The organism is Methanococcoides burtonii DSM 6242 (assembly GCF_000013725.1).
Classification (GTDB): domain Archaea; phylum Halobacteriota; class Methanosarcinia; order Methanosarcinales; family Methanosarcinaceae; genus Methanococcoides; species Methanococcoides burtonii.
This window is the reverse complement of sequence record NC_007955.1, coordinates 2,277,514-2,297,554: the sequence shown is the minus strand read 5'-3', so window position 1 is coordinate 2,297,554 and position 20,041 is coordinate 2,277,514. Positions and strand designations below refer to the sequence as shown.

The following is a 20,041-nucleotide window of genomic DNA, read 5'->3' as shown; positions in this document are numbered from 1 at the left end:
TAATGGAATATTTGTTGCCGATCTGAAAGTGTATATTCACATCTAAAAAGATAGGTTTTTTTGAAAAGGTTAATATTACAAAAAAACAATAATGACCTAAGTAATTGGATGAGGGTAAGATGTCTGTAGAAGAAACAACTAAGATCATAGAAACACTTTGTGAAGAACTGGCATCGAAGAACACACTGATGCTGGCGCCTTTGAATGTGTTTAGCGAGAGGATGATCTATTTCTACACGTATTCTGCACTGAAATGCAATCCAGAAAGGAACATTGTGTGGTTATGCCTGAAGACCTCAAGGAAACATGTGCTCGAAAAGTTCGAGGAGTACGGGTTCAAGATCAATGACCACATTGAGAGAATGTGGTTCATTGATATCGAAGGACCAGGCAAGAACGACCCAAATACCTTCTATTGTGGTTCTGCAAGCGATTACATCAAGATAGGGTCACACGCATCGAGGATATTCGATGATAAGCCGGGTTCCATCATGGTCCTTGATGACCTTACAGTACTCTCAAAGGATAACCTCCAGGTAGTTGAGAATTTCATCAAGTTCCTCGAGAGAAAAGTTCGTGATACCCAGGGAAGTATTATTTCAATGCTTGGCAAAGGCATACTTCCACCCGAGACAGAAGGACTCATGCGCTCGTTCTTCGATATTATAATAGATATTACGGAGAAAGGCAACTTCCACACTGATATTGGAATGAAAAGCCTTGATGTTCATTACACCATCGTGGACGGGAAGATAGATCTCGAATATACCCAGAAGAAGATAGATAAGGAAAGGCTCAAGATACTTGTAGTGGATGATGAGCCGGACATCCCTGAACTTATCAGGCTTTCACTTGCAACTGAACCTTACGATTTCATTGTGGCATACAATGGAGAGGATGCGGTCAAGAAATCCATTGAGGAGCTTCCAGACCTTATATTATTGGACATTATGATGCCGGACATGGACGGATATGAGGTTGTCGAAAGATTGAAAGAAGACCCATATGCAAGGGATATTGCGGTCATAATGGTATCTGCAAAGACCGAGATAGAGGACAAGCTTAAAGGAATGGAGCTTGGAATTGATGATTATATCTCAAAACCGTTTGACAAGAGGGAGATCAATGCCCGTATCAAGATGGTCATGAAAAGATTTGGCTGGGAACCGGAACTGGCCGAACAAAATTAATCATCTTTTCAACTTTTTTGGAACAAGCAATGATAATGTGCAATATTTGAGTTCCAACCAGATATTTTAAATATTCTAAAACCTCTCAATCTATCAAAATACATAGATACTTTTCAATAATAATTGGAGTGTTTTAATGACAATTCCTAAAGAATACGATTCTCACGAAATAGAAGAAAAATGGCAAAACGACTGGGATATGTCAATGTATCATTTTGACTGGAAAGACGAAAGTCGTCCCCAGTATATCATTGATACCCCACCCCCATACCCTACTGGAAATTTCCACATAGGAAACTCTCTTAACTGGTGTTATATCGATTTTGTTGCCCGATACAAGAGGATGCAAGGCTTTAATGTGATGTTCCCGCAGGGCTGGGACTGCCACGGCCTCCCTACCGAAGTAAAGGTAGAGGAAAACCACGGCATTACAAAGAATCAGGTACCACGTACAGAATTCAGACAAATGTGTGAAGAACTGACCGTAGGCAACATCGACAAGATGAGAAAGACAATGCACCGCCTCGGTTTTTCAACTGACTGGAGCAATGAGTTCGTCACAATGGAACCTGAGTACTACGTCAAGACACAGACATCTTTTGTCAAGATGAAAGACATGGACCGTGTGTACCAGTCAGAGCACCCAGTAAACTGGTGCCCAAGATGTGAAACAGCGATTGCTTTTGCAGAGGTCGAATACGATTCAAGGGATACCAAGCTTAACTTCCTGCACTTCGACAAGCTGGAGATAGCCACAACAAGACCGGAACTGCTTGCGGCATGTGTTGCCATTGCCATCAGTCCGGAAGATGAGCGTTATAAGCAATACATTGGGCAAACAATGAAAGTACCACTGTTCGGTCATGATGTAGAGGTCATAGCTGACAAGGACGTTGACCCAACATTTGGTACAGGTGCAGTCATGATCTGTACCTTTGGTGATAAACAGGATGTCAGATGGTGGCTAGAACACAACCTTCCGCTGAGGAAGGGAATTGACAAGAGCGGGATCATCACAGAGATAGCCGGTAAATACGCAGGAATGACAATACCTGAATGTAAAGCTGCTATTATCAAAGACCTCAAGAGCGAAGGAAATCTCTACGAGCAAAACACGCTCAAACAGAACGTTGGAATGTGCTGGAGATGCAAGACACCTATAGAGATACTGTCCGAGAAGCAGTGGTTCGTCAAGATCGACAATGATGAGATACTCAGGACAGCAGACGAGATCGAATGGCTGCCTGAATACATGAAGGTCAGGCTTCAGAACTGGACCAACACCATGGAGTGGGATTGGTGTATCTCACGCCAGAGGATCTTCGCAACCCCAATACCTGTCTGGTATTGTAAGAAGTGTGGCGAGGTCATGGTCGCTGAAGAGGAATGGCTTCCTATCGACCCAACACAACAGCAGCCACCTGTGGCATGTAAGTGCGGCTGTGAAGATTTCGAGCCTGAAGAGGATGTCCTGGATACGTGGATGGATTCATCCATCACTGCATTACATGTTGCAGGATGGCTCAGCGATAAGGAGATGAGAAACCCAACACAGTTGCGTCCACAGGGACACGACATCATTCGTACATGGTCTTTCTACAGCATACTTCGTTCAATGGCACTTACTGGCAAGAAGCCCTGGGAGTCCATACTCGTCAACGGAATGGTTCTCGGAGAGGACGGACATAAGATGAGTAAATCCCTCGGAAATGTCATCTCACCTGAAGAGGTCATCAAGGACCATAGTGCTGATGCATTCAGGCAGTGGGCAGCAGTAGGTGGCTCCACGGGCTCCGATGTGATGTTCAGATGGAAAGACGTAGTATCAGCATCCCGGTTCTTTACTAAGATGTGGAGTATCTACAGGTTCTCCATGTCACATATCGAAGACGAGCTTGCAGAGATCACGTCCGGCAAACCGGAGAAACTCAATGTCATTGACAAATGGCTTTTGAGCAATCTTAACAGGCTCATCAGTTCGGTCACCGCAAGTCTTGATGCATACCAGTTTGACGAAGCATACAAATCCATAAGGGGATTCGCATGGGAGACCCTTGCAGATAACTATATCGAGCTTGTGAAGTCCAGGCTGTATGGTGAAGATAAGGAAGCACGCAGGTCAGCACAGTACACACTGTATGTTGCCATTGATGGACTCTCACGCATGCTTGCACCATTTGCTCCGTTCTTTGCAGAGGAGATGTACTCAAGGATAGGTGAGAGAAGCATACACGTTCAGGAATGGCCAGTTGTTGATAAGACACTCATCGATGAGGCTATCGAGAAGGACGGAGAGCTTATCAAGGACATTGCAGGCAGTATCAGAAGATACAAATCCGAATCTGGCATGGCGCTCAACGCACCCCTTGAAAAGATCGAAGTATATGCATCCCTTGGAGATGCTTCAGACCTGACAGGTGTCACGAACTCGACCGTAGAGGTAATTAGCGGGGAGCCGGACTTTGAGCATGTGCCTGTGAACGTTAAGCCTAACATGGCCATCATAGGCCCGAAGTTCAGGAAACAGGCAGGAGCCATAATCAAGACCCTGACATCCATGGACCCTGTGGAAGTTGCAAATATCATCTCAAAAGGGAACATCAACATCAATATAGATGGCGAGGATATCGAGCTTGAGCCGGAAAGTGTGGCCATTGAGAAAGAGGTAATCTCTGCCGGAAGGGCTGTTGATGTCCTTGATGTCAATGGAACTGTCGTAGTGATAGTTCGCTGACCAAAACAGTTATTTTCTGCCCCGCGATAGTTTTCTATAACTATTGCGGAGATATTATTATGAATTGTAAAGAATATAAAACTATTTTGATAGCTACCGACGGGTCTGTAAATGCAGAGAAAGCCGTAATGTCGGGTTTGAAGATCGCATCATCGTGCGGTGCCAGTGTTCTTGCGCTGTACGTTATAGAGATAAATTCCGTCGGGATAACTCCTGAATCAGTGCACAGAGACAATCTCACTGCAATGGAAGTCGCTGCCACTGAACACATGACAAGTGAGCAGTGGAGGGAATTTGCCCGTGTCGCAGATGAGAGATGGAAAACTGAAAGGCACAAACTTCTTATGGAGAAGGGAGAGAGGATAACCGCCTATGTAAAGGACATGGGAAAGCCCCTCAATATAGATGTAAGGACAATTATCGAAGAAGGACACCCGGCAGCTACGATCCTGAACACAGCCAAGAAAGAGAATGTGGACATGGTGGTTATCGGTACGCTTGGAATGACCGCAGACGGTACGTTCAAACTTGGTAGTGTCGCTGATAAAGTTATCAGGAACTCACCAGTGGAAGTACTGGCAGTCAGATAAAAAGAGAAGAAATGGATAATAGCAGGCTCATTTTAAATTATGCCTGCTCTTTTGTAAGACGTGCTGCGATCTCCAGAGCAATTCCTGCCACTTCCACTGCATCCCTCCCGAGTACACGGACCATTGGTTCTTTGCCCACACCGCCTTCATCATAGATGATGACAGGCACACGACCATACGAGTCGATGGCATAGGTCACACCCCAATCCATGGTGTGTGTGTCCTCAGGCTCTTCCTGACGACTGAAAGATGATATGGAAAGCCCCATGTCCTCACAGATGGCAAGCACGTTCTTAGAATAGGAGATATTCACTGATGCACGCATATTGGAATCGAATTCCATCGCAGCCAATACTATGCGTGCCACATGACTGCTTGCCCCTAAGCTGACACATCCTACGACCTTGGGTTTGCCCTGAAGCTTCACGATCCTTCCATTCACTGCAGCTACATCCTTCACTTCCATGGCATGAGGTATTGCCATGGCGATATTACAACCGACCTCTGCAACAAGGCTGGCGAAGTTAACATCATCTTCCAGCATCCTGACAGCTTCCCCGGTGTTCCTCAACACACTTTCTTTTGCTGCCATTGTATGGAGATAGCCCATCTGGTTCACCGGACCCACGCCTTTGCCAATGTTCTTGCTCAAAAGGATGCCGGATTCTACGAACTCCTTGGCACCAATTGCGGCATCCTGAAGGGAATAACCCCTTGCAAGATAGGAGGTTAGCGCTGCTGAATAAGTGCAACCTGAACCATGGGTCCCACCTTCGATCAGTTTACCAGATACTTCTGTGAACTCATCAGTAACTGAATCATAAACAAGGTCCACCCCATCAGAATGACCGCCAGTGATGATAACTGCATTCAATCCAAGGGAAGCTATAGCTTTTGCAGCTTCCATGGCATCCTCACGGGTAGTTATAGACATACCAGAAAGAATCTCTGCTTCGCTGATGTTAGGAGTTACAGCATAGCTTATGGGTAAAAGTTCGTCTTTAAGGATAGATACAGCATCCTTCTCGAGAAGATCTCCACCTGCCTCTGCGGCCATCACAGGATCAACGACAACTTTAAGGCCATACTTTTTTACACGATCTGCAACTGCCCTGACAATATTAGCAGATGAAAGCATACCGGTCTTTGCCCACCTGACGTCCATATCAGTGCATACTGCATCCATCTGGTCGGATACCACGGTTGGAGGTAGCTCATAAGCACTCTGAACACCAGTTGTGTTCTGCGAGGTCACTGAGGTAATAGCACATGCCCCATGTACATACAGGGAAGCCAGAGTCTTGATATCAGCTTCAATGCCTGCACCGCCGCCGGAGTCAGAACCGGCGATAGTCAATACAACGGGAATGATCCCCACCTCATCCATTTTTAAGCCTTCTCTTATCATAAAGTCTAAGATTGAACTTTTTGGATAAAAAACAAGTGGTTATTTAGAAGTGTAATTAGTAACTCGAAGAGTAGGAATGATATATGACCTCAACTATAATAGGTTTGAAATGATATTGCGTATTTCGATAGGTTTATATATTGTATTTACAACATTGGAGCTTCAAGTTAAGAACTAAACGCTTATCAAGTTCAAATACAACATAAGGAACTATAAATTATATTTTCATTACCACAATTGGGGCAATAGATATGGGAAACAGACCTCTGGATATATTGAATGATGCATTGAACACATCAGTGATTGTAAGATTGAAGGGCGCAAGAGAATTTAGAGGCGTACTTCAGGGATATGATGTCCACATGAACCTTGTTCTGGACGAAGCAGAAGAATTAAAGGACGGAGAGATCGTTCGCAAGATAGGTGGAGTTGTTATCAGAGGGGATAACGTAGTCTACGTGTCTCCGTAACCTATATGAACAATAGATGCGTCAGGAGAAATCCACGTCATTGTTATTACAATTTATCAGCAGTAGTGATAGGCTGCAAAATACATATTATATAATACAAAAGGGTGATTAAAAGATGTCAAAAGGTACTCCATCAATGGGTAAGAGGCAGAAACGCACACATGCAAAATGCAGGCGCTGTGGAAGCGTTTCACTCAATATCCATACAAAACAATGCACATCATGCGGATTCGGAAGAACATCACGTATGAGAAGCTACCAGTGGCAAAGAAAGTGCAAATTCTAAATCGAGTTTTCTCATTTGGAGCATAAATGAAAGAAGAATGTGGTGTTGTCGGCGTATTAATGCACAAAGCTGATACGAAGGCAAAACCCGCTTCACTCCAAATATATTATGCACTCTATGCATTGCAGCATAGGGGACAGGAATCCACAGGAATTACGGTAAAGAACGGTGATAAACTCAAGTCCATCAAGGGTATGGGTCTTGTCCCGGAAGTATATTCCAAGGATGAACTGTTGAAGCTTGAAGGTAGGCTCGGTGTCGGACATGTTCGATATTCGACCACCGGAGATTCTAACATAGTCAACTGTCAGCCTTTAATGGTAAACTACAAGAATGGAAATCTTGCAATTGCGCATAATGGAAATCTTGTGAACGGACAGGAACTTCGGGATGAGCTGGAATCCGAAGGACGCATTTTTATAACTAGTTCTGACACAGAGGTCATAGCTCACCTTCTTGTCAAAGCATTGCTAATACACGACCCTCTTGAATCCATCAAGGAAGTCATGTCAATGCTCAAAGGTTCATATTCACTCGCCATTATGATAGACGATCGACTTTTCGCTGTGAGGGATCCACTGGGATTCAAGCCACTATGCGTAGGAGAGATCGACGGCGGATATGTAGTTGCATCGGAAAGCGTTGCCATCGACACACTCAACGGTAAATTGACAAGGGATGTTAAAGCCGGCGAAGTTGTGGAGATAACGGAAAATGGTTTTGAAGGCCATCAGATGCTAACGGAAAAGAACTGTGCTCATTGTGTTTTTGAGTACATATATTTTGCAAGACCGGATTCCATCATTGATGGTCAGCTTGTTTACAAGGTTCGTGAGCAGATAGGCAGAGAACTTGCAAAGGAACACCCAGTAGATGCGGATATCGTTTCCCCTGTACCAGACTCAGGCATCACCTCTGCAATAGGTTATTCTGATGAGTCAGGCATCAATTATCGGGAAGGATTGATGAAGAACCGTTATATAGGACGCACTTTTATCCTCCCGGGACAGGAAATGCGGGAAACAGCAGTTCGTCTTAAGATGAACACAATCTCTGAGAACCTCAGGGATAGAAAGGTCATCATCCTCGATGACAGTATCGTTCGCGGTACAACGTCCAGACGCATAATCGAGATGGTACGTAACGCAGGTGCAAAAGAGGTACATGCAAGGATAGGAAGCCCTGCCATTATCGCACCGTGCTATATGGGCATCGATATGGCTTCAAGGGAAGAGCTCATTGCCGCTAAAAAGCCTCTTGTTGACGTGAAAAATGCTATCACAGCAGATTCACTCGGATACCTCAGTATAGAAGGTCTTATTAAATCAATAGGAATTCACAGGGACGAACTTTGCCTGGGATGTCTTACAGAACGATATCCGATAAAGATAGTTGGCGAAAAGTGTTCTCGCTAACAGCTCAGATCTGAAATATCAGAGAGCAAAATCAATTAATTCACATACTCTTTTTTTGGAAATAGGCTTCAATTTGTAACCATAAGTAGCCTATCATTATACCGAGCACAACTCCTGCCATCACGTCAGAAGGGTAATGCACACCTGCAAACACACGACTTAAAGCCATTGCAATTGCACCTGACCAAATAAGAATACCATATTTTATTGCCACATGATGCAAGAACATCGCTGTTGCAAAGGCAGCTGTCGAATGTGCACTTGGCATTGAATAGCCCGAGGATTCCACAACAAATCGAACATCTTCGGGACGGGGTACCATTAACTGTGATTTGATCAATGCGACCGCCCCCACCAGGAAAAGCATCATCGAACAATAATAGAGAACTTTCTCCTTTGAGGTCGATAAGAACAGAATAGCAGCTATCAATATCCACAATATATCATCCCCTGCCACTGACAAAAATACCACAATGGGGTCAAAACCGGCATAAGAGTTCAGGATATGCAGTATCTGAACATCCAGGGATGAGAACAACATAAATAATTGTAAGAGCTGTATAGATAAACAATTTTGCAAGATATCGAGGTTTAACATGTTCGAAAAGAACAGATGGCAATTCTGGATAGATAGGGGAGGAACATTTACAGACGTTATTGGCAGATCCCCCGATGGAACTATCGTCACCCATAAACTACTTTCGGAAAACCCGGAACATTATGAAGATGCAGTAATTGAAGGGATACGCCAGATGCTTGACCTCGGGGCAGATGAGCAATTGCCAACAAGGGAAATTGAATGCATAAAGATGGGAACAACAGTGGGCACAAATGCACTTCTTGAAAGAAAAGGCGAGAAATTTGCACTTGTGGTTACCAAGGGGTTCAGAGATGCCCTAAGAATAGGATATCAGAACCGACCGGACATATTTGCACTTGACATCAAGCTCCCCGAAGTCCTTTATAAAACTGTGATAGAAGCTGAAGAGCGCTACAGCTCCAGGGGTGAAGAGCTGATACCCCTTAATGAAGACAAATTAAGGAGAAACCTTAAAGAACTTCATGATTCCGGAATATATTCCCTTGCAGTAGCTCTTATGCACTCTTATCGTTATCCGGAGCATGAAATTGCCATTGAAAGGATTGCAAAGGAGATAGGATTTACACATATTTCCCTGTCCCATAAGATCAGCACCCTCATCAAAATGATAGGACGCGGGGAAACGACCATGGTGGACGGGTACCTTTCGCCTGTATTAAAGCGCTATGTTGACAGGATACATTCAGCATTGCGATCCAATGGAGATGACACCAGCCTTTTGTTCATGCAATCCAACGGAGGGCTGACACAGGCTACCTCTTTCAAAGGTAAGAATAGTATCCTGTCAGGTCCTGCCGGAGGTATCGTGGGGGCAGCAACTGTATCAGAAGTTGCCGGATTCAAGGAGATCATAAGTTTCGATATGGGTGGGACTTCCACGGACGTAGCACACTATAACGGAGAATATGAGCGCTCATTTGAGAACGAGATCGACGGAATACACTTATATTCCCCGATGATGCACATCCACACGGTCGCCGCAGGTGGCGGGTCTATACTGCACTATGAAAATGAAAGATTCCAGGTAGGACCCGATTCTGCAGGATCCGAACCCGGACCTGCGTGTTACAGGAAAGGTGGACCATTGACGGTCACTGATTGTAATGTGATGCTGTCAAAAGTAATCCCGGAATATTTCCCACAGGTTTTCGGCGAGTCAGGCACATTGCCCCTCGATACAGGAACCGTTCACGCAAAGTTTGAGGAAATAGCATCGAAGGTCTCGGAAGGGTCGGGCAAGAGCATATCCCCCGAAGAAGTAGCAGAGGGATTTTTGACGGTCGCTGTCGAGAACATGGGAAATGCCATCAAGAAGATATCAACACAGAGAGGATACGATCTGAAAAGCTATACACTCTGTTGTTTTGGAGGAGCTGGTGCACAACATGCCGGCCTTGTTGCTGATTCACTGGGAATGAGCAAGATCTTCATCCACCCGTATGCAGGAGTCCTTTCAGCATATGGCATGGGGCTGGCAGACCAGAGAATGATACTTGAAAGGTCCGTGGAAAAGGACCTGAATGCCGACACCACCGAACAAATGCGAGAACTCTTCATTGAAATGGAAACTGAAGGATATCAGTCAATGCAGGAGCAGGGTGTCTCACCTGACAGGCTCATCGCCAAAAGGAAAGTGCATGTGCGATACAGCGGCACGGACACTCCCATGGAGATCGAGTTCGGCAGCACGAAGGACATAAGCATAAGATTTTATGAGGCCCACAGGAAGCGTTTTGGTTTTGTAATGGAAAAGGAACTTGTGGTTTCAGCAGCATCCGTGGAGATGATCGGAGCAAATGAGGTCCATGTGGAAAGGAACGAGATGAAAACTTCCGAGAATGGGTCAGGACCATGCGGAACAGTACAGATGTACACCGGCGGGAGATACCAGACCGCAAATGTTTACGAACGCTGCTGTCTAGATAATGAACATTCAGTAACAGGACCAGCCCTTATAATTGAAGATAATACTACGATAATTGTGGAACCAATGTGGAAAGCAGACATAACTGCTCTTGCCAATATTGTACTCACACGTACAGCGCCTCCAGAGGAGCATGTTGCCCTCGGCACAGAGGTCGATCCGATCATGCTCGAAGTGTTCAGCAACCGCTTCATGTCAATTGCGCAGCAAATGGGATATAGCCTTCAGAACACCGCATATTCGGTCAATATCAAAGAGAGGCTTGATTTTTCCTGTGCGATCTTCGACCATGAAGGTAATCTCATCGCTAACGCCCCTCACATACCGGTACACCTGGGATCGATGGAAGAATCCATCAAAGCAGTGATCAGGAACAGAAAAGGGAGAATGAATAAAAAGGATGCATATATGCTGAACTCCCCATATGCAGGCGGCACACACCTTCCTGACATCACTGTTGTATCCCCGGTATTCTGCGGCTGCGATGAAGTGCAGTTCTATGTTGCATCAAGAGGTCACCATGCCGATATCGGAGGGATCAGCCCGGGGTCGATGCCACCTAAGAGCAGGTCCATCTTCGAAGAGGGGATATTGATAGATGATATCAAACTCATGGACAGGGGATATTTCAGGGAAACGGAAGTTACCGAACTCCTGAATAGTGGTGAACATCCCGTACGCAATCATCATCAGAACATAGCAGACCTCAGGGCACAGGTCGCTGCGAATGAAAAAGGCATACAGCAACTCGAGCAGATGGTGGAGAAATATTCGCTGCCAACAGTTGAGGCATATATGCAGCATGTGCAGGATAACGCCGAAGAAGCTGTAAGGAAGGTCATAGAGGTCCTGCATGACGGAGAATTCACTTACAAACTTGATGATGACAGCCATATCCACGTAAATATAAAGATCGATAAGAATGAGCGTTCAGCAACCATCGACCTTACAGGAACGTCACCGCAACAGGAGAATAATTTCAATGCCCCTGCATCAGTATGTAAGGCTGCCGTACTCTATGTTTTCCGCACGCTTGTAAAGGACAATATCCCATTGAATGCAGGATGTCTGAAACCTCTCAATATAATAATACCGGAAGGATGTTTACTGAACCCGTCCCACCCCGCAGCAGTTGCAGCAGGAAATGTGGAAACCTCGCAGTATATCGTGGATACCCTTTATGGAGCACTGGGGATCATAGCAGCATCACAGGGAACCATGAACAACTTCACCTTTGGAAACCAGGAAATCCAGTATTATGAGACCATCTGTGGCGGTTCAGGTGCAGGAGACGGATTCAATGGTACCGATGCCGTACAGACCCATATGACAAACTCCAGGATGACAGATCCCGAAGTCCTCGAATTGCGTTTCCCGGTGCTCCTTGAAGAATACTCCATAAGGAAGGAAAGCGGAGGGGAAGGAGAATACTGCGGAGGAAATGGTGTTGTCCGAAAAGTGCGATTCCTTGAGGAAATGAAAGCAGCAATAATATCCTCGCACCGAAAATATCCTCCTTTTGGTTCAAATGGCGGTTCCGAAGCGGAATGCGGTAAGAATATGGTGATCAGGAAGGATGGAAGGAAGGACACAGTAGCTGGAACCAACCGCCGAAGTGGACATGAAAGAAGGGGATGTGTTCGTTATAGAAACTCCCGGTGGCGGCGGATTCGGGAAAAGCATGGGAATTAAGCCATCAGCTTGCAGGGAAGAGAAAAACGATTGAGTTTAGTAAACCTGTTTATGTGGATGAAAGGGATGATACTGATTTACTGAGGAAGATGATCATTGACATACCTTATGCTAAATGGAAGAAGATGGGTTTCTCTAAAGGTACTTTGCATTACATGAAGCAGAAAGCAAAGAGTGTAAGCCGTTTACTCTCAATGCTCATGTTCGGGAGAGATTGGAGAGTTGGGAATGTAAATTATAATGTTTGACAACATCTCCAATCTAAATAGCTTATTTGATTTTCGCTAAATTTTTTAATGATCTCTTTGCAGCATCCTGCACTTTTTTGTGCTTATCATTCAGACATGCTTTAAGTGGTTCAATGGATTTCGGATCACCCATTTCTCCTAGTGCGAGACAAGCAGATTCTTTAACAAACATGTCTTTAATTGAAAGAGCTTTAATGAGCGAATCCACGACTTTTGAATTTTCGATGAAACCCAAGGCATTTACAGTTGCTCTTAAAAGTCTCTTTTTACCGAAAGTGTTTTTGTCATCCAAAATTTGAACCAAGGGTTCTATACTATCTTCTCCAATGTTTCCTAGTGCTTGAGCTGCATAATTCCGAATACGAATATCTTCATCATCTAAAACATAAATAAGTGGTTTTATTGCCATCTCATCAGCAATTTCAATAAGACCCATGGTTGCATATTTTCGAACATTAACGTCTTTATTTGCCAGAGCTTCTATAACAGAGTCAATGTTTTGTTGATCGTATAAACGATCCGAAAAATAGAGAGCGTTTGCTGCAGATAAACGAACTCTTTCGTCTTCGTCATTCAATGTTTGGAAAATCATTTTAGTTGCTAATTTACTTTCAGACTCACCCATTCCCCCCACAGCATTTTTTCGGACTTCTACTTTTTCACTTTTTAAGTTTTGAACTAAGCCTTCTAATGCTTCTGGAGTATCTATCTTCCCAAGCGAGCATGCAGCATTTCGCTGAACAATTTTAGATGGATCATTGAGTGATTGAATAAGAGCATCTACTGATTTTTTATCATTTAATTCATAAAAACATTTAGAAGCATATTCCCTAACTTCATCGTTTTCATCATTCAAATATTCTATAAGGGGGTCAATTGATTTTGATTTCTCGAATGTTCGGAATGCGTTTACAACATTTTTAAGATGTTTCGGAATTTGACTTTCATGATATTTATTTAATTCCTCTGTTGCTCTGTCATCATCAAATTTTTCAAGTGCCTCTTCTGCATAATATCTTACCTCATGATATTTATCATTTAAAGTTTGTACTAGTGGGTCGATTGCTCTTGAATCGCCGATACATCCAAGGGACAATGCTGCTGAGCTGCGGGCTGCCCAGTATTTATGAGATAGCACTTTTATAAGTGGATCAACTGCTCTTTTGTCTTGTAAATTCCCAAGAGACTCTGCTGCATAATCTACCACGCATTCATCTTCATCATTCAAAGATTGAATAAGAGGTTCTACAGCCCTCAAGTCATCACATCCACCAAGCACTCTCGAAACGAATCGTCTTATGTTCTCATCATCACTTTTCAAAGCTTCGATAAAAGTTTCAAGTTCATTAAAATTTGCGACTTCATCAAAAGTTTCTTCTGCTTGGAATCTAATTTCAGCGTTACTATGACTTAATGCATTGAGTATTCCTTTAAGGTCTTTATTATTTACTAAAGATTGTATATCAGGGTCTATAATTTCATCAATTGAATCCATGTTAAATTCATATATTACTTATTAGATATTAAAATTTATAACAGACACAGAATTAAAGTATTATTTTCCTCAAAAATGTATATTCTAGATTTTCATATTGAAATATCCATCATTAAACAGATCAAATTAAAAGTAAGAGTTCCGTTTTTTGACGTTACCTATATCCCCAACTTTCTATGCGGGGATATAGGTAACGTGAATTTTTTGTACGGTCTTGTGTGAATTCCTTGCATAACTGTTGTTCAAACATCTAAGAGAAACTGCCTTTTTTTGTAGACTATTGTGATATCTACAAAAGTTGAACATTTACTTTTGATCAAATCACACTATAGATCTCTTGCTAACAACTTTGTGTGCCTTAAATCTAAAAGATTTTTTTCAAAAGAATTATATCCAAAAAAATGTTATTGTTTAGCGATTCAAATGGAGACCGAGAAATTATTCTATAAATATCTAAAATTTAAAGCTGATGATGAGAATCATACTATTGATAACTTAACCAAAAACCAACTATATTTTAGTGATTCTACCAAATTTAATGATCCATTTGACTGTAAAGTTAACCTTGTTTATCAAGGCAAAATAGAAGATTGGGATAATTTGTTAATAAGGAAAGGTTTTCGTCCTAATAAGTCAAATGAAATTAAATCTCCCTATATTGAAAAAGATGGTGATTTATTTACATTTGATCCAATGAATGAAGTCTATCATTCCAAACATAAAACTGTTCTTCACGGCGGCATAAATAAGAAACATTTGCCAAGAGTTTGCTGTTTTAGTGAAACAAATAATAGAGAATTGCGATTAACTGCTGATTTTTTTCAAAGCAAATATTTCCAGCTAAAATTTTGAGCTTTTCTCTCTATTTCCAGCAGTTTGCTAGTATCTATTTATATACTTTCCAACTTTTTTGAATAGCTACCGCTATTCATCCTAATGATTTTCTTCTTATTGTCCTCAATTGATAGAGATTATAGCTGAATGCTGTAATCGCCATTTTGACATTTACTCTTGCCAACGTTGTTACTCTTACAAATCCTGACGTAAACACATTTTTGATAACAGCATAAGGTCTTTCTCCCTTTGCTCTTTTCCTGCTTATTCTTTTGTTTCTCATCTTATCCCTAATACCAATAGGGTGCCCTCGTACTCCCCTTTGCATAGTTGCATCATATCCTTTTGAAATTGCACCAAAGTAACCTCTATCTCTGTAAACAACTTCGCCTTCTTCAGAAAGATCCACCTGACTATCATGAACTGAGGCAGTAGTTGTCCTATATCTCCTTATCAGATCATATTCGGTATCTTCAATGGTATGTAGTTTATATCCAAAATGTGACTTAGATGCCTTTTTTGTCCATGTACCGTCCTTACATCTTCTGGTCTTTGCTTCATTTCCACGAGGAGTATCAAGATTTGCATGTCCTGGATCAGCATGTATAAATGTTGCATCCTGAATCATACCTTGCTTGATCTTCAGACCTTTCTTATTAAGTTGTCTTTGCATTTCATTCCAGATTTCATCTTCTTTTCCTGCCTGGGAAATTCGTTCTCTAAATGCCCAAACAGTAGTATGATCTGGAATTTTTGCAGGAAAGCCCAAGAATTTCCTAAAGGAAATTCTATCAGTAGCTTGTCTTTCAAGTTCAGGGTCAGATAGGCCATGCCATTGTTGCAATACTAACATTTTGAGCATGACGATTTCATCAACGTTTGGTCTGCCACCGAACTCTGTTTTATTGATATACATCTCTGCTATAATTGGACGAAATGGTTTCCAATCGATGAGAGATTCAATTTCAGAGAGCTTGTCACCGAGATTTTCAAGACGTTTGTACTCTTCTTTAAAAGCAAAGTTTGTTAAGGACATAATACAAAATTATTGTAATAGGTTATAAATATTGCTTCTGTTTGAGGGGTTTATCGGAATTCTCAATAATATCTTAATGTGGAGTCATTATGCCGATAACCATAAAGGTATTTGTATTTGTTTCAGATCTAAAAAAGCAAAAGATGGACATTATTTACATCTAAAATCATCTGCTAAATTAGTTTCAAGCCCGTTTTTTGATATAAACTATGAAGACAACCTTCCACCAGCAATAAACATGTTTGGTAATCAAAATCTTACCATATTTTTGTTAACTAAATACACTGAGTGGGAATACGAAAAAGAATTCCGAATGTTAATTTTTGAGGATGAATTTGATGATGGAATTACAAAATATGAAAAAAATGATTTAGAAGGAATTATTTTTGGTTTGAAAATAAACCGAAAGACTGTTGAACAAATTCATAACGTCATTAATGAAAATTATCTAAAAGAAGGAATCGATGTACATTTTTATGAAGCTAAAGAGGTTCAAGGAAAGTACAAAATACAAATTGAAAAAATTAATGATTTTGATGCATATTTAGAGTCTTTAGAATAAATATAATAATCTCATCAATAACTTTTTGGATTCGCCATTCAAATCATCTTCCTTTGCTTTTTTCTTCAGATAAGCTAAGCACTCCTATGCTTGATTCCAATCTCTCTTGCTTTTTCAGGTATAAGCTTCAGAATGAAATCATAGACTAAATTCTCATCAACAAACTCTGAGCATTCTTCACATCCAATTCCTGTTCATTAATATTGTTAGCTTCCTTCCCAATGTAAACCACAGAATCAGCATAAATATGCTTTCTTTCAAGAACTCCAATCTCACCAGTGAAAGAAAAGAATATGAAATATATACTTCAAAAATGATATACCACTCTATAGAGAATTCCGATAAACCTCGGAAACAGACGCAATATTTATAATATATTACAATAATTTTGTATTATGTCCTTAACAAACTTTGCTTTTAAAGAAGAGTACAAACGTCTTGAAAATCTCGGTGACAAGCTCTCTGAAATTGAATCTCTCATCGATTGGAAACCATTTCGTCCAATTATAGCAGAGATGTATATCAATAAAACAGAGTTCGGTGGCAGACCAAACGTTGATGAAATCGTCATGCTCAAAATGTTAGTATTGCAACAATGGCATGGACTATCTGACCCTGAACTTGAAAGACAAGCTACTGACAGAATTTCCTTTAGGAAATTCTTGGGTCATGTTAAATCAGAGATTTAACAGGAGTTGCAGATTATCAATCTGCAACAATTTCCTGCAAAAATTCCAGATCATACTACTGTTTGGGCATTTAGAGAACGAATTGCTCAATCAGGAAAAGAAGATGAAATCTGGAATGAAATGCAAAGACAACTTGATAAGAAAGGTTTGAGGATCAAACAAGGTATGATTCAGGATGCAACATTTATACATGCTGATCCAGGACATGCAAATCTTGATACTCCTCGTGGAAATGAAGCAAAGACCAGAAGATGTAAGGACGGTACATGGACAAAAAAGGCATCTAAGTCACATTTTGGATATAAACTACATACCATTGAAGATACCGAATATGATCTGATAAGGAGATATAGGACAACTACTGCCTCAGTTCATGATAGTCAGGTGGATCTTTCTGAAGAAGGCGAAGTTGTTTACAGAGATAGAGGTTACTTTGGTGCAATTTCAAAAGGATATGATGCAACTATGCAAAGGGGCGTGCGAGGTCATCCTATTGGTATTAGGGATAAGATGAGAAACAAAAGAATAAGCAGGAAAAGAGCAAAGGGAGAAAGACCTTATGCTGTTATCAAAAATGTGTTTACGTCAGGATTTGTAAGAGTAACAACGTTGGCAAGAGTAAATGTCAAAATGGCGATTACAGCATTCAGCTATAATCTCTATCAATTGAGGACAATAAGAAGAAAATCATTAGGATGAATAGCGGTAGCTATTCAAAAAAGTTGGAAAGTATATAAATAGATACTAGCAAACTGCTGGAAATAGAGAGAAAAGCTCAAAATTTTAGCTGGAAAAATTTGCTTTGAAAAAAATCAGCAGTTAATCGCAATTCTCTAGATTATAAATTTTAAAAAAGTAACATTTTTCAAAATAAATATAGGAAGTTTGGTTTTTGTTTTTACATGCATATTCGACTTGGTAGTAAGAGGAAGAAATACAAACCTTTGTATCGAATATCAAAAGAAATTTGTCAGAATTTTTGGACATATGTTTTCATGCAAGTCCACATGCACCAGAAACTGCCGGTGGCGGCGGTTTTGGTAGAAAGGAATGATACTGATTTTCAGAGGAAGAAGATTCTTGCTATCGGTTACAAAGAATGGAAGAAAATGGGATTCTCTAAAGGTACATTACACCACATGAAACAGAATGTTAAAAGTGACAAGCCGTTTACTTTGAATACTGTCTCCGTAAAAGTTAATTAAGAAGAAGAGACCTTCATAGAGAAGGGAAAAAATAAAGGACTTGATCATAATGAAACTTCAAAATATAACAGTGTTTTTTAAAATTATAGCAGTAATCATGCTAGGAATTTATATTGCTTATCATATTAAGATTGCACTAAACTAATTATTGATATCCTGCCAATATTAAAAGGGAAATTATAGCCAACACAAAGAGTTTTCAGTTCGAAGATTTCATTGTAAAACACTCATCAATAATTTTATTCAGAGTACAGAGTGGCATATCATTTTTGAAGTATATATTTCATATTCCTTTCTTTCACTAGTGAGGTTGGAGTTCTTGAAAGAAAGCATATTTATGCTGATTCTGTGGTTTACATTGGGAAAGAAGCCAACAATATTGATGAGCAGGAATTGGATTTGAAGAAGGCTCAAGAGTTTATTAATAAGCTAGATATCATGGAAAATATTCTCAATATTTCACAAAAGCAGGCTGGAGCATTAGGGATTTCAAAGAGCAGGTTTCAGGGGATTAAGCAGAGGATAAAGGAAAATGGAGATTTGAATTTGAATACTCCAGCGGTGAGGAGGTTAATAAGCCATTCACTCTAAATGCTCATGTGAGGGATAGGTTAGGGATGTGGGTATAAATTTTAAAGCTAGAGTTCCATGCTCAAAATTGGTTGGAAACAATAAAAGACTCAGCACTGGAAAGTGCTTAAGAAAATATTTATGATTTGTTATCACACCGATAAAAATAAACTTTAATATCAGATTTTTGAATGCCAGCATCACTGTATAGCGGGAAATTAGCAATTACATACTCTCTTGCTTCATATATTTTATTCCGTTCACTATTGGATGCTTTATCATCAATACATTTTTTTGCAATTCTAAACTGGCGAGCAAACATTAACAAATCATTTGATGAATTGAAACCAGATGTATCTAAGAAATCAAAATACTGTTCAAGATCAGCTTGTTTCCAATTTAAATCCATTATTACATTCATGTCTTCAACATTATCAAGTACAAACGTTCTGTTTGCATCAGAACGGTTCATTGGAACATTAGCCTGTATCATACTATCTCTGAATTTAGCCCACGTGTCTATTATTTTAAAGGCTCCTCTTAACCTGTCTTCATGTTCCTTTGACATACAATGATTTAAAAGGATGTTTCTGGAATATATGATACAATTAAGTTGTTCACCATCAACACCATACATCGGTGTAAATGCAGAGGATACAATTGAATTTAGATGAGACCTGCTATAATTCAGTTCACCAAACTCTTCGATTTTATTCAAATCAATAAAATGAATTGGTGTTCTATTAAAGTGGATAATTGCTTCTGTGTACTCTACTTTAGCCCTTTCACTTTCATTCATATAAAAGACTTCTTCATCAAACACATAAGCTACATTAGGCTGACTATAATAATCCATTACTTCCATTTGGCATATATATGATGCCATATCTCCGGCTTCGTCAAGTTCTTTATAATTATTATTTATAAAAAGTATATCTTCTTCACTGGTGATATCTTCCACACTTACTTCTTGTTCGTTTTCTATACATCCCATGCAAAATATCACTAGAACAATACATATTGTACATCTGAACATTTTGTTCACACTTAGCAACACCCTTGTATTTTTCTTTATAAAATTATGCAAAGTAA

At 40.7% G+C, this 20,041-nt stretch carries 17 protein-coding genes and 1 pseudogene; 13 read left to right on the top strand and 5 right to left on the bottom strand.

The features are described 5' to 3' along the window. The first annotated feature begins 119 nt into the window (after positions 1-119). The 3 genes from MBUR_RS11280 (at position 120) to MBUR_RS11270 (ending at position 4,514) form a co-directional block, all read left to right on the top strand. A complete protein-coding gene (locus MBUR_RS11280; RefSeq protein ID WP_011500186.1) occupies positions 120-1,190 on the top strand; it encodes a response regulator transcription factor in 1,071 nt (356 codons plus the stop codon). A 136-nt stretch (positions 1,191-1,326) separates the two neighbouring features. After that, the gene (locus tag MBUR_RS11275; protein ID WP_011500185.1) at positions 1,327-3,924 is read left to right on the top strand and encodes a valine--tRNA ligase; all 2,598 of its coding nucleotides are present in this window, start codon (positions 1,327-1,329) and stop codon (positions 3,922-3,924) included. A gap of 59 nt (positions 3,925-3,983) precedes the next feature. After that, positions 3,984-4,514 (top strand): universal stress protein, encoded by a 531-nt coding sequence (locus MBUR_RS11270; RefSeq protein WP_011500184.1) that lies wholly within the window; start codon positions 3,984-3,986, stop codon positions 4,512-4,514. Positions 4,515-4,551: 37 nt separating this feature from the next. Here MBUR_RS11270 and thiD read toward each other — a convergent pair whose 3' ends face one another. Further along, the gene (gene thiD / locus MBUR_RS11265) at positions 4,552-5,922 is read right to left on the bottom strand and encodes a bifunctional hydroxymethylpyrimidine kinase/phosphomethylpyrimidine kinase (protein WP_011500183.1); all 1,371 of its coding nucleotides are present in this window, start codon (positions 5,920-5,922) and stop codon (positions 4,552-4,554) included. 251 nt (positions 5,923-6,173) lie between these two features. Between thiD and MBUR_RS11260 the strand changes: the two genes are divergently transcribed. The 3 genes from MBUR_RS11260 (at position 6,174) to purF (ending at position 8,093) form a co-directional block, all read left to right on the top strand. Next, the gene (locus tag MBUR_RS11260; protein ID WP_011500182.1) at positions 6,174-6,392 is read left to right on the top strand and encodes an LSm family protein; all 219 of its coding nucleotides are present in this window, start codon (positions 6,174-6,176) and stop codon (positions 6,390-6,392) included. A gap of 115 nt (positions 6,393-6,507) precedes the next feature. After that, entirely contained in the window at positions 6,508-6,678 is a 171-nt protein-coding gene (locus tag MBUR_RS13580; RefSeq protein ID WP_011500181.1) for a 50S ribosomal protein L37e, read from the top strand. Between the two features lie 26 nt (positions 6,679-6,704). After that, positions 6,705-8,093 carry an amidophosphoribosyltransferase gene (gene purF, locus MBUR_RS11255; RefSeq protein ID WP_011500180.1) on the top strand — a complete coding sequence of 463 codons (1,389 nt, stop codon included), beginning with the start codon at positions 6,705-6,707 and terminating at the stop codon, positions 8,091-8,093. 40 nt (positions 8,094-8,133) lie between these two features. On the opposite strand, the gene MBUR_RS13145 is transcribed toward purF, so the two are convergent. Beyond that, positions 8,134-8,634 (bottom strand): phosphatase PAP2 family protein, encoded by a 501-nt coding sequence (locus tag MBUR_RS13145; protein WP_011500179.1) that lies wholly within the window; start codon positions 8,632-8,634, stop codon positions 8,134-8,136. A 55-nt stretch (positions 8,635-8,689) separates the two neighbouring features. Here MBUR_RS13145 and MBUR_RS11245 point away from each other — a divergent pair, with 55 nt between their 5' ends. After that, entirely contained in the window at positions 8,690-12,310 is a 3,621-nt protein-coding gene (locus MBUR_RS11245) for a hydantoinase B/oxoprolinase family protein (protein WP_011500178.1), read from the top strand. Beyond that, positions 12,277-12,558, top strand: a complete 282-nt coding sequence (locus MBUR_RS11240) for a hypothetical protein (RefSeq protein WP_011500177.1) — start codon at positions 12,277-12,279, stop codon at positions 12,556-12,558. The genes MBUR_RS11245 and MBUR_RS11240 overlap by 34 nt, the downstream gene beginning before the upstream one ends. A gap of 22 nt (positions 12,559-12,580) precedes the next feature. Here MBUR_RS11240 and MBUR_RS11235 read toward each other — a convergent pair whose 3' ends face one another. Then, the gene (locus tag MBUR_RS11235) at positions 12,581-14,053 is read right to left on the bottom strand and encodes a HEAT repeat domain-containing protein (RefSeq protein WP_011500176.1); all 1,473 of its coding nucleotides are present in this window, start codon (positions 14,051-14,053) and stop codon (positions 12,581-12,583) included. A 282-nt stretch (positions 14,054-14,335) separates the two neighbouring features. Between MBUR_RS11235 and MBUR_RS11230 the strand changes: the two genes are divergently transcribed. Then, a complete protein-coding gene (locus tag MBUR_RS11230) occupies positions 14,336-14,905 on the top strand; it encodes a hypothetical protein (RefSeq protein WP_048063397.1) in 570 nt (189 codons plus the stop codon). Between the two features lie 76 nt (positions 14,906-14,981). Here MBUR_RS11230 and MBUR_RS11225 read toward each other — a convergent pair whose 3' ends face one another. Continuing rightward, positions 14,982-15,923: an IS5-like element ISMbu1 family transposase gene (locus tag MBUR_RS11225; RefSeq protein ID WP_011498312.1), complete on the bottom strand. Its 942-nt coding sequence runs from the start codon at positions 15,921-15,923 to the stop codon at positions 14,982-14,984. Between the two features lie 31 nt (positions 15,924-15,954). Here MBUR_RS11225 and MBUR_RS11220 point away from each other — a divergent pair, with 31 nt between their 5' ends. From MBUR_RS11220 to MBUR_RS11205, 4 genes and pseudogenes are all read left to right on the top strand, one after another. Further along, positions 15,955-16,485 carry a DUF2971 domain-containing protein gene (locus MBUR_RS11220; RefSeq protein WP_157196723.1) on the top strand — a complete coding sequence of 177 codons (531 nt, stop codon included), beginning with the start codon at positions 15,955-15,957 and terminating at the stop codon, positions 16,483-16,485. 395 nt (positions 16,486-16,880) lie between these two features. Beyond that, positions 16,881-17,873 (top strand): annotated as a pseudogene (locus tag MBUR_RS11215) (IS5 family transposase). A gap of 338 nt (positions 17,874-18,211) precedes the next feature. Continuing rightward, the gene (locus tag MBUR_RS13945; protein WP_157196722.1) at positions 18,212-18,379 is read left to right on the top strand and encodes a hypothetical protein; all 168 of its coding nucleotides are present in this window, start codon (positions 18,212-18,214) and stop codon (positions 18,377-18,379) included. A gap of 348 nt (positions 18,380-18,727) precedes the next feature. Continuing rightward, positions 18,728-18,970, top strand: coding sequence for a hypothetical protein (locus MBUR_RS11205; protein WP_011500174.1), 243 nt, complete (start codon positions 18,728-18,730; stop codon positions 18,968-18,970). A 118-nt stretch (positions 18,971-19,088) separates the two neighbouring features. On the opposite strand, the gene MBUR_RS11200 is transcribed toward MBUR_RS11205, so the two are convergent. After that, complete coding sequence (locus MBUR_RS11200; protein WP_157196721.1) at positions 19,089-19,943, bottom strand: hypothetical protein; 855 nt, start codon at positions 19,941-19,943, stop codon at positions 19,089-19,091. Positions 19,944-20,041: the final 98 nt, after the last annotated feature.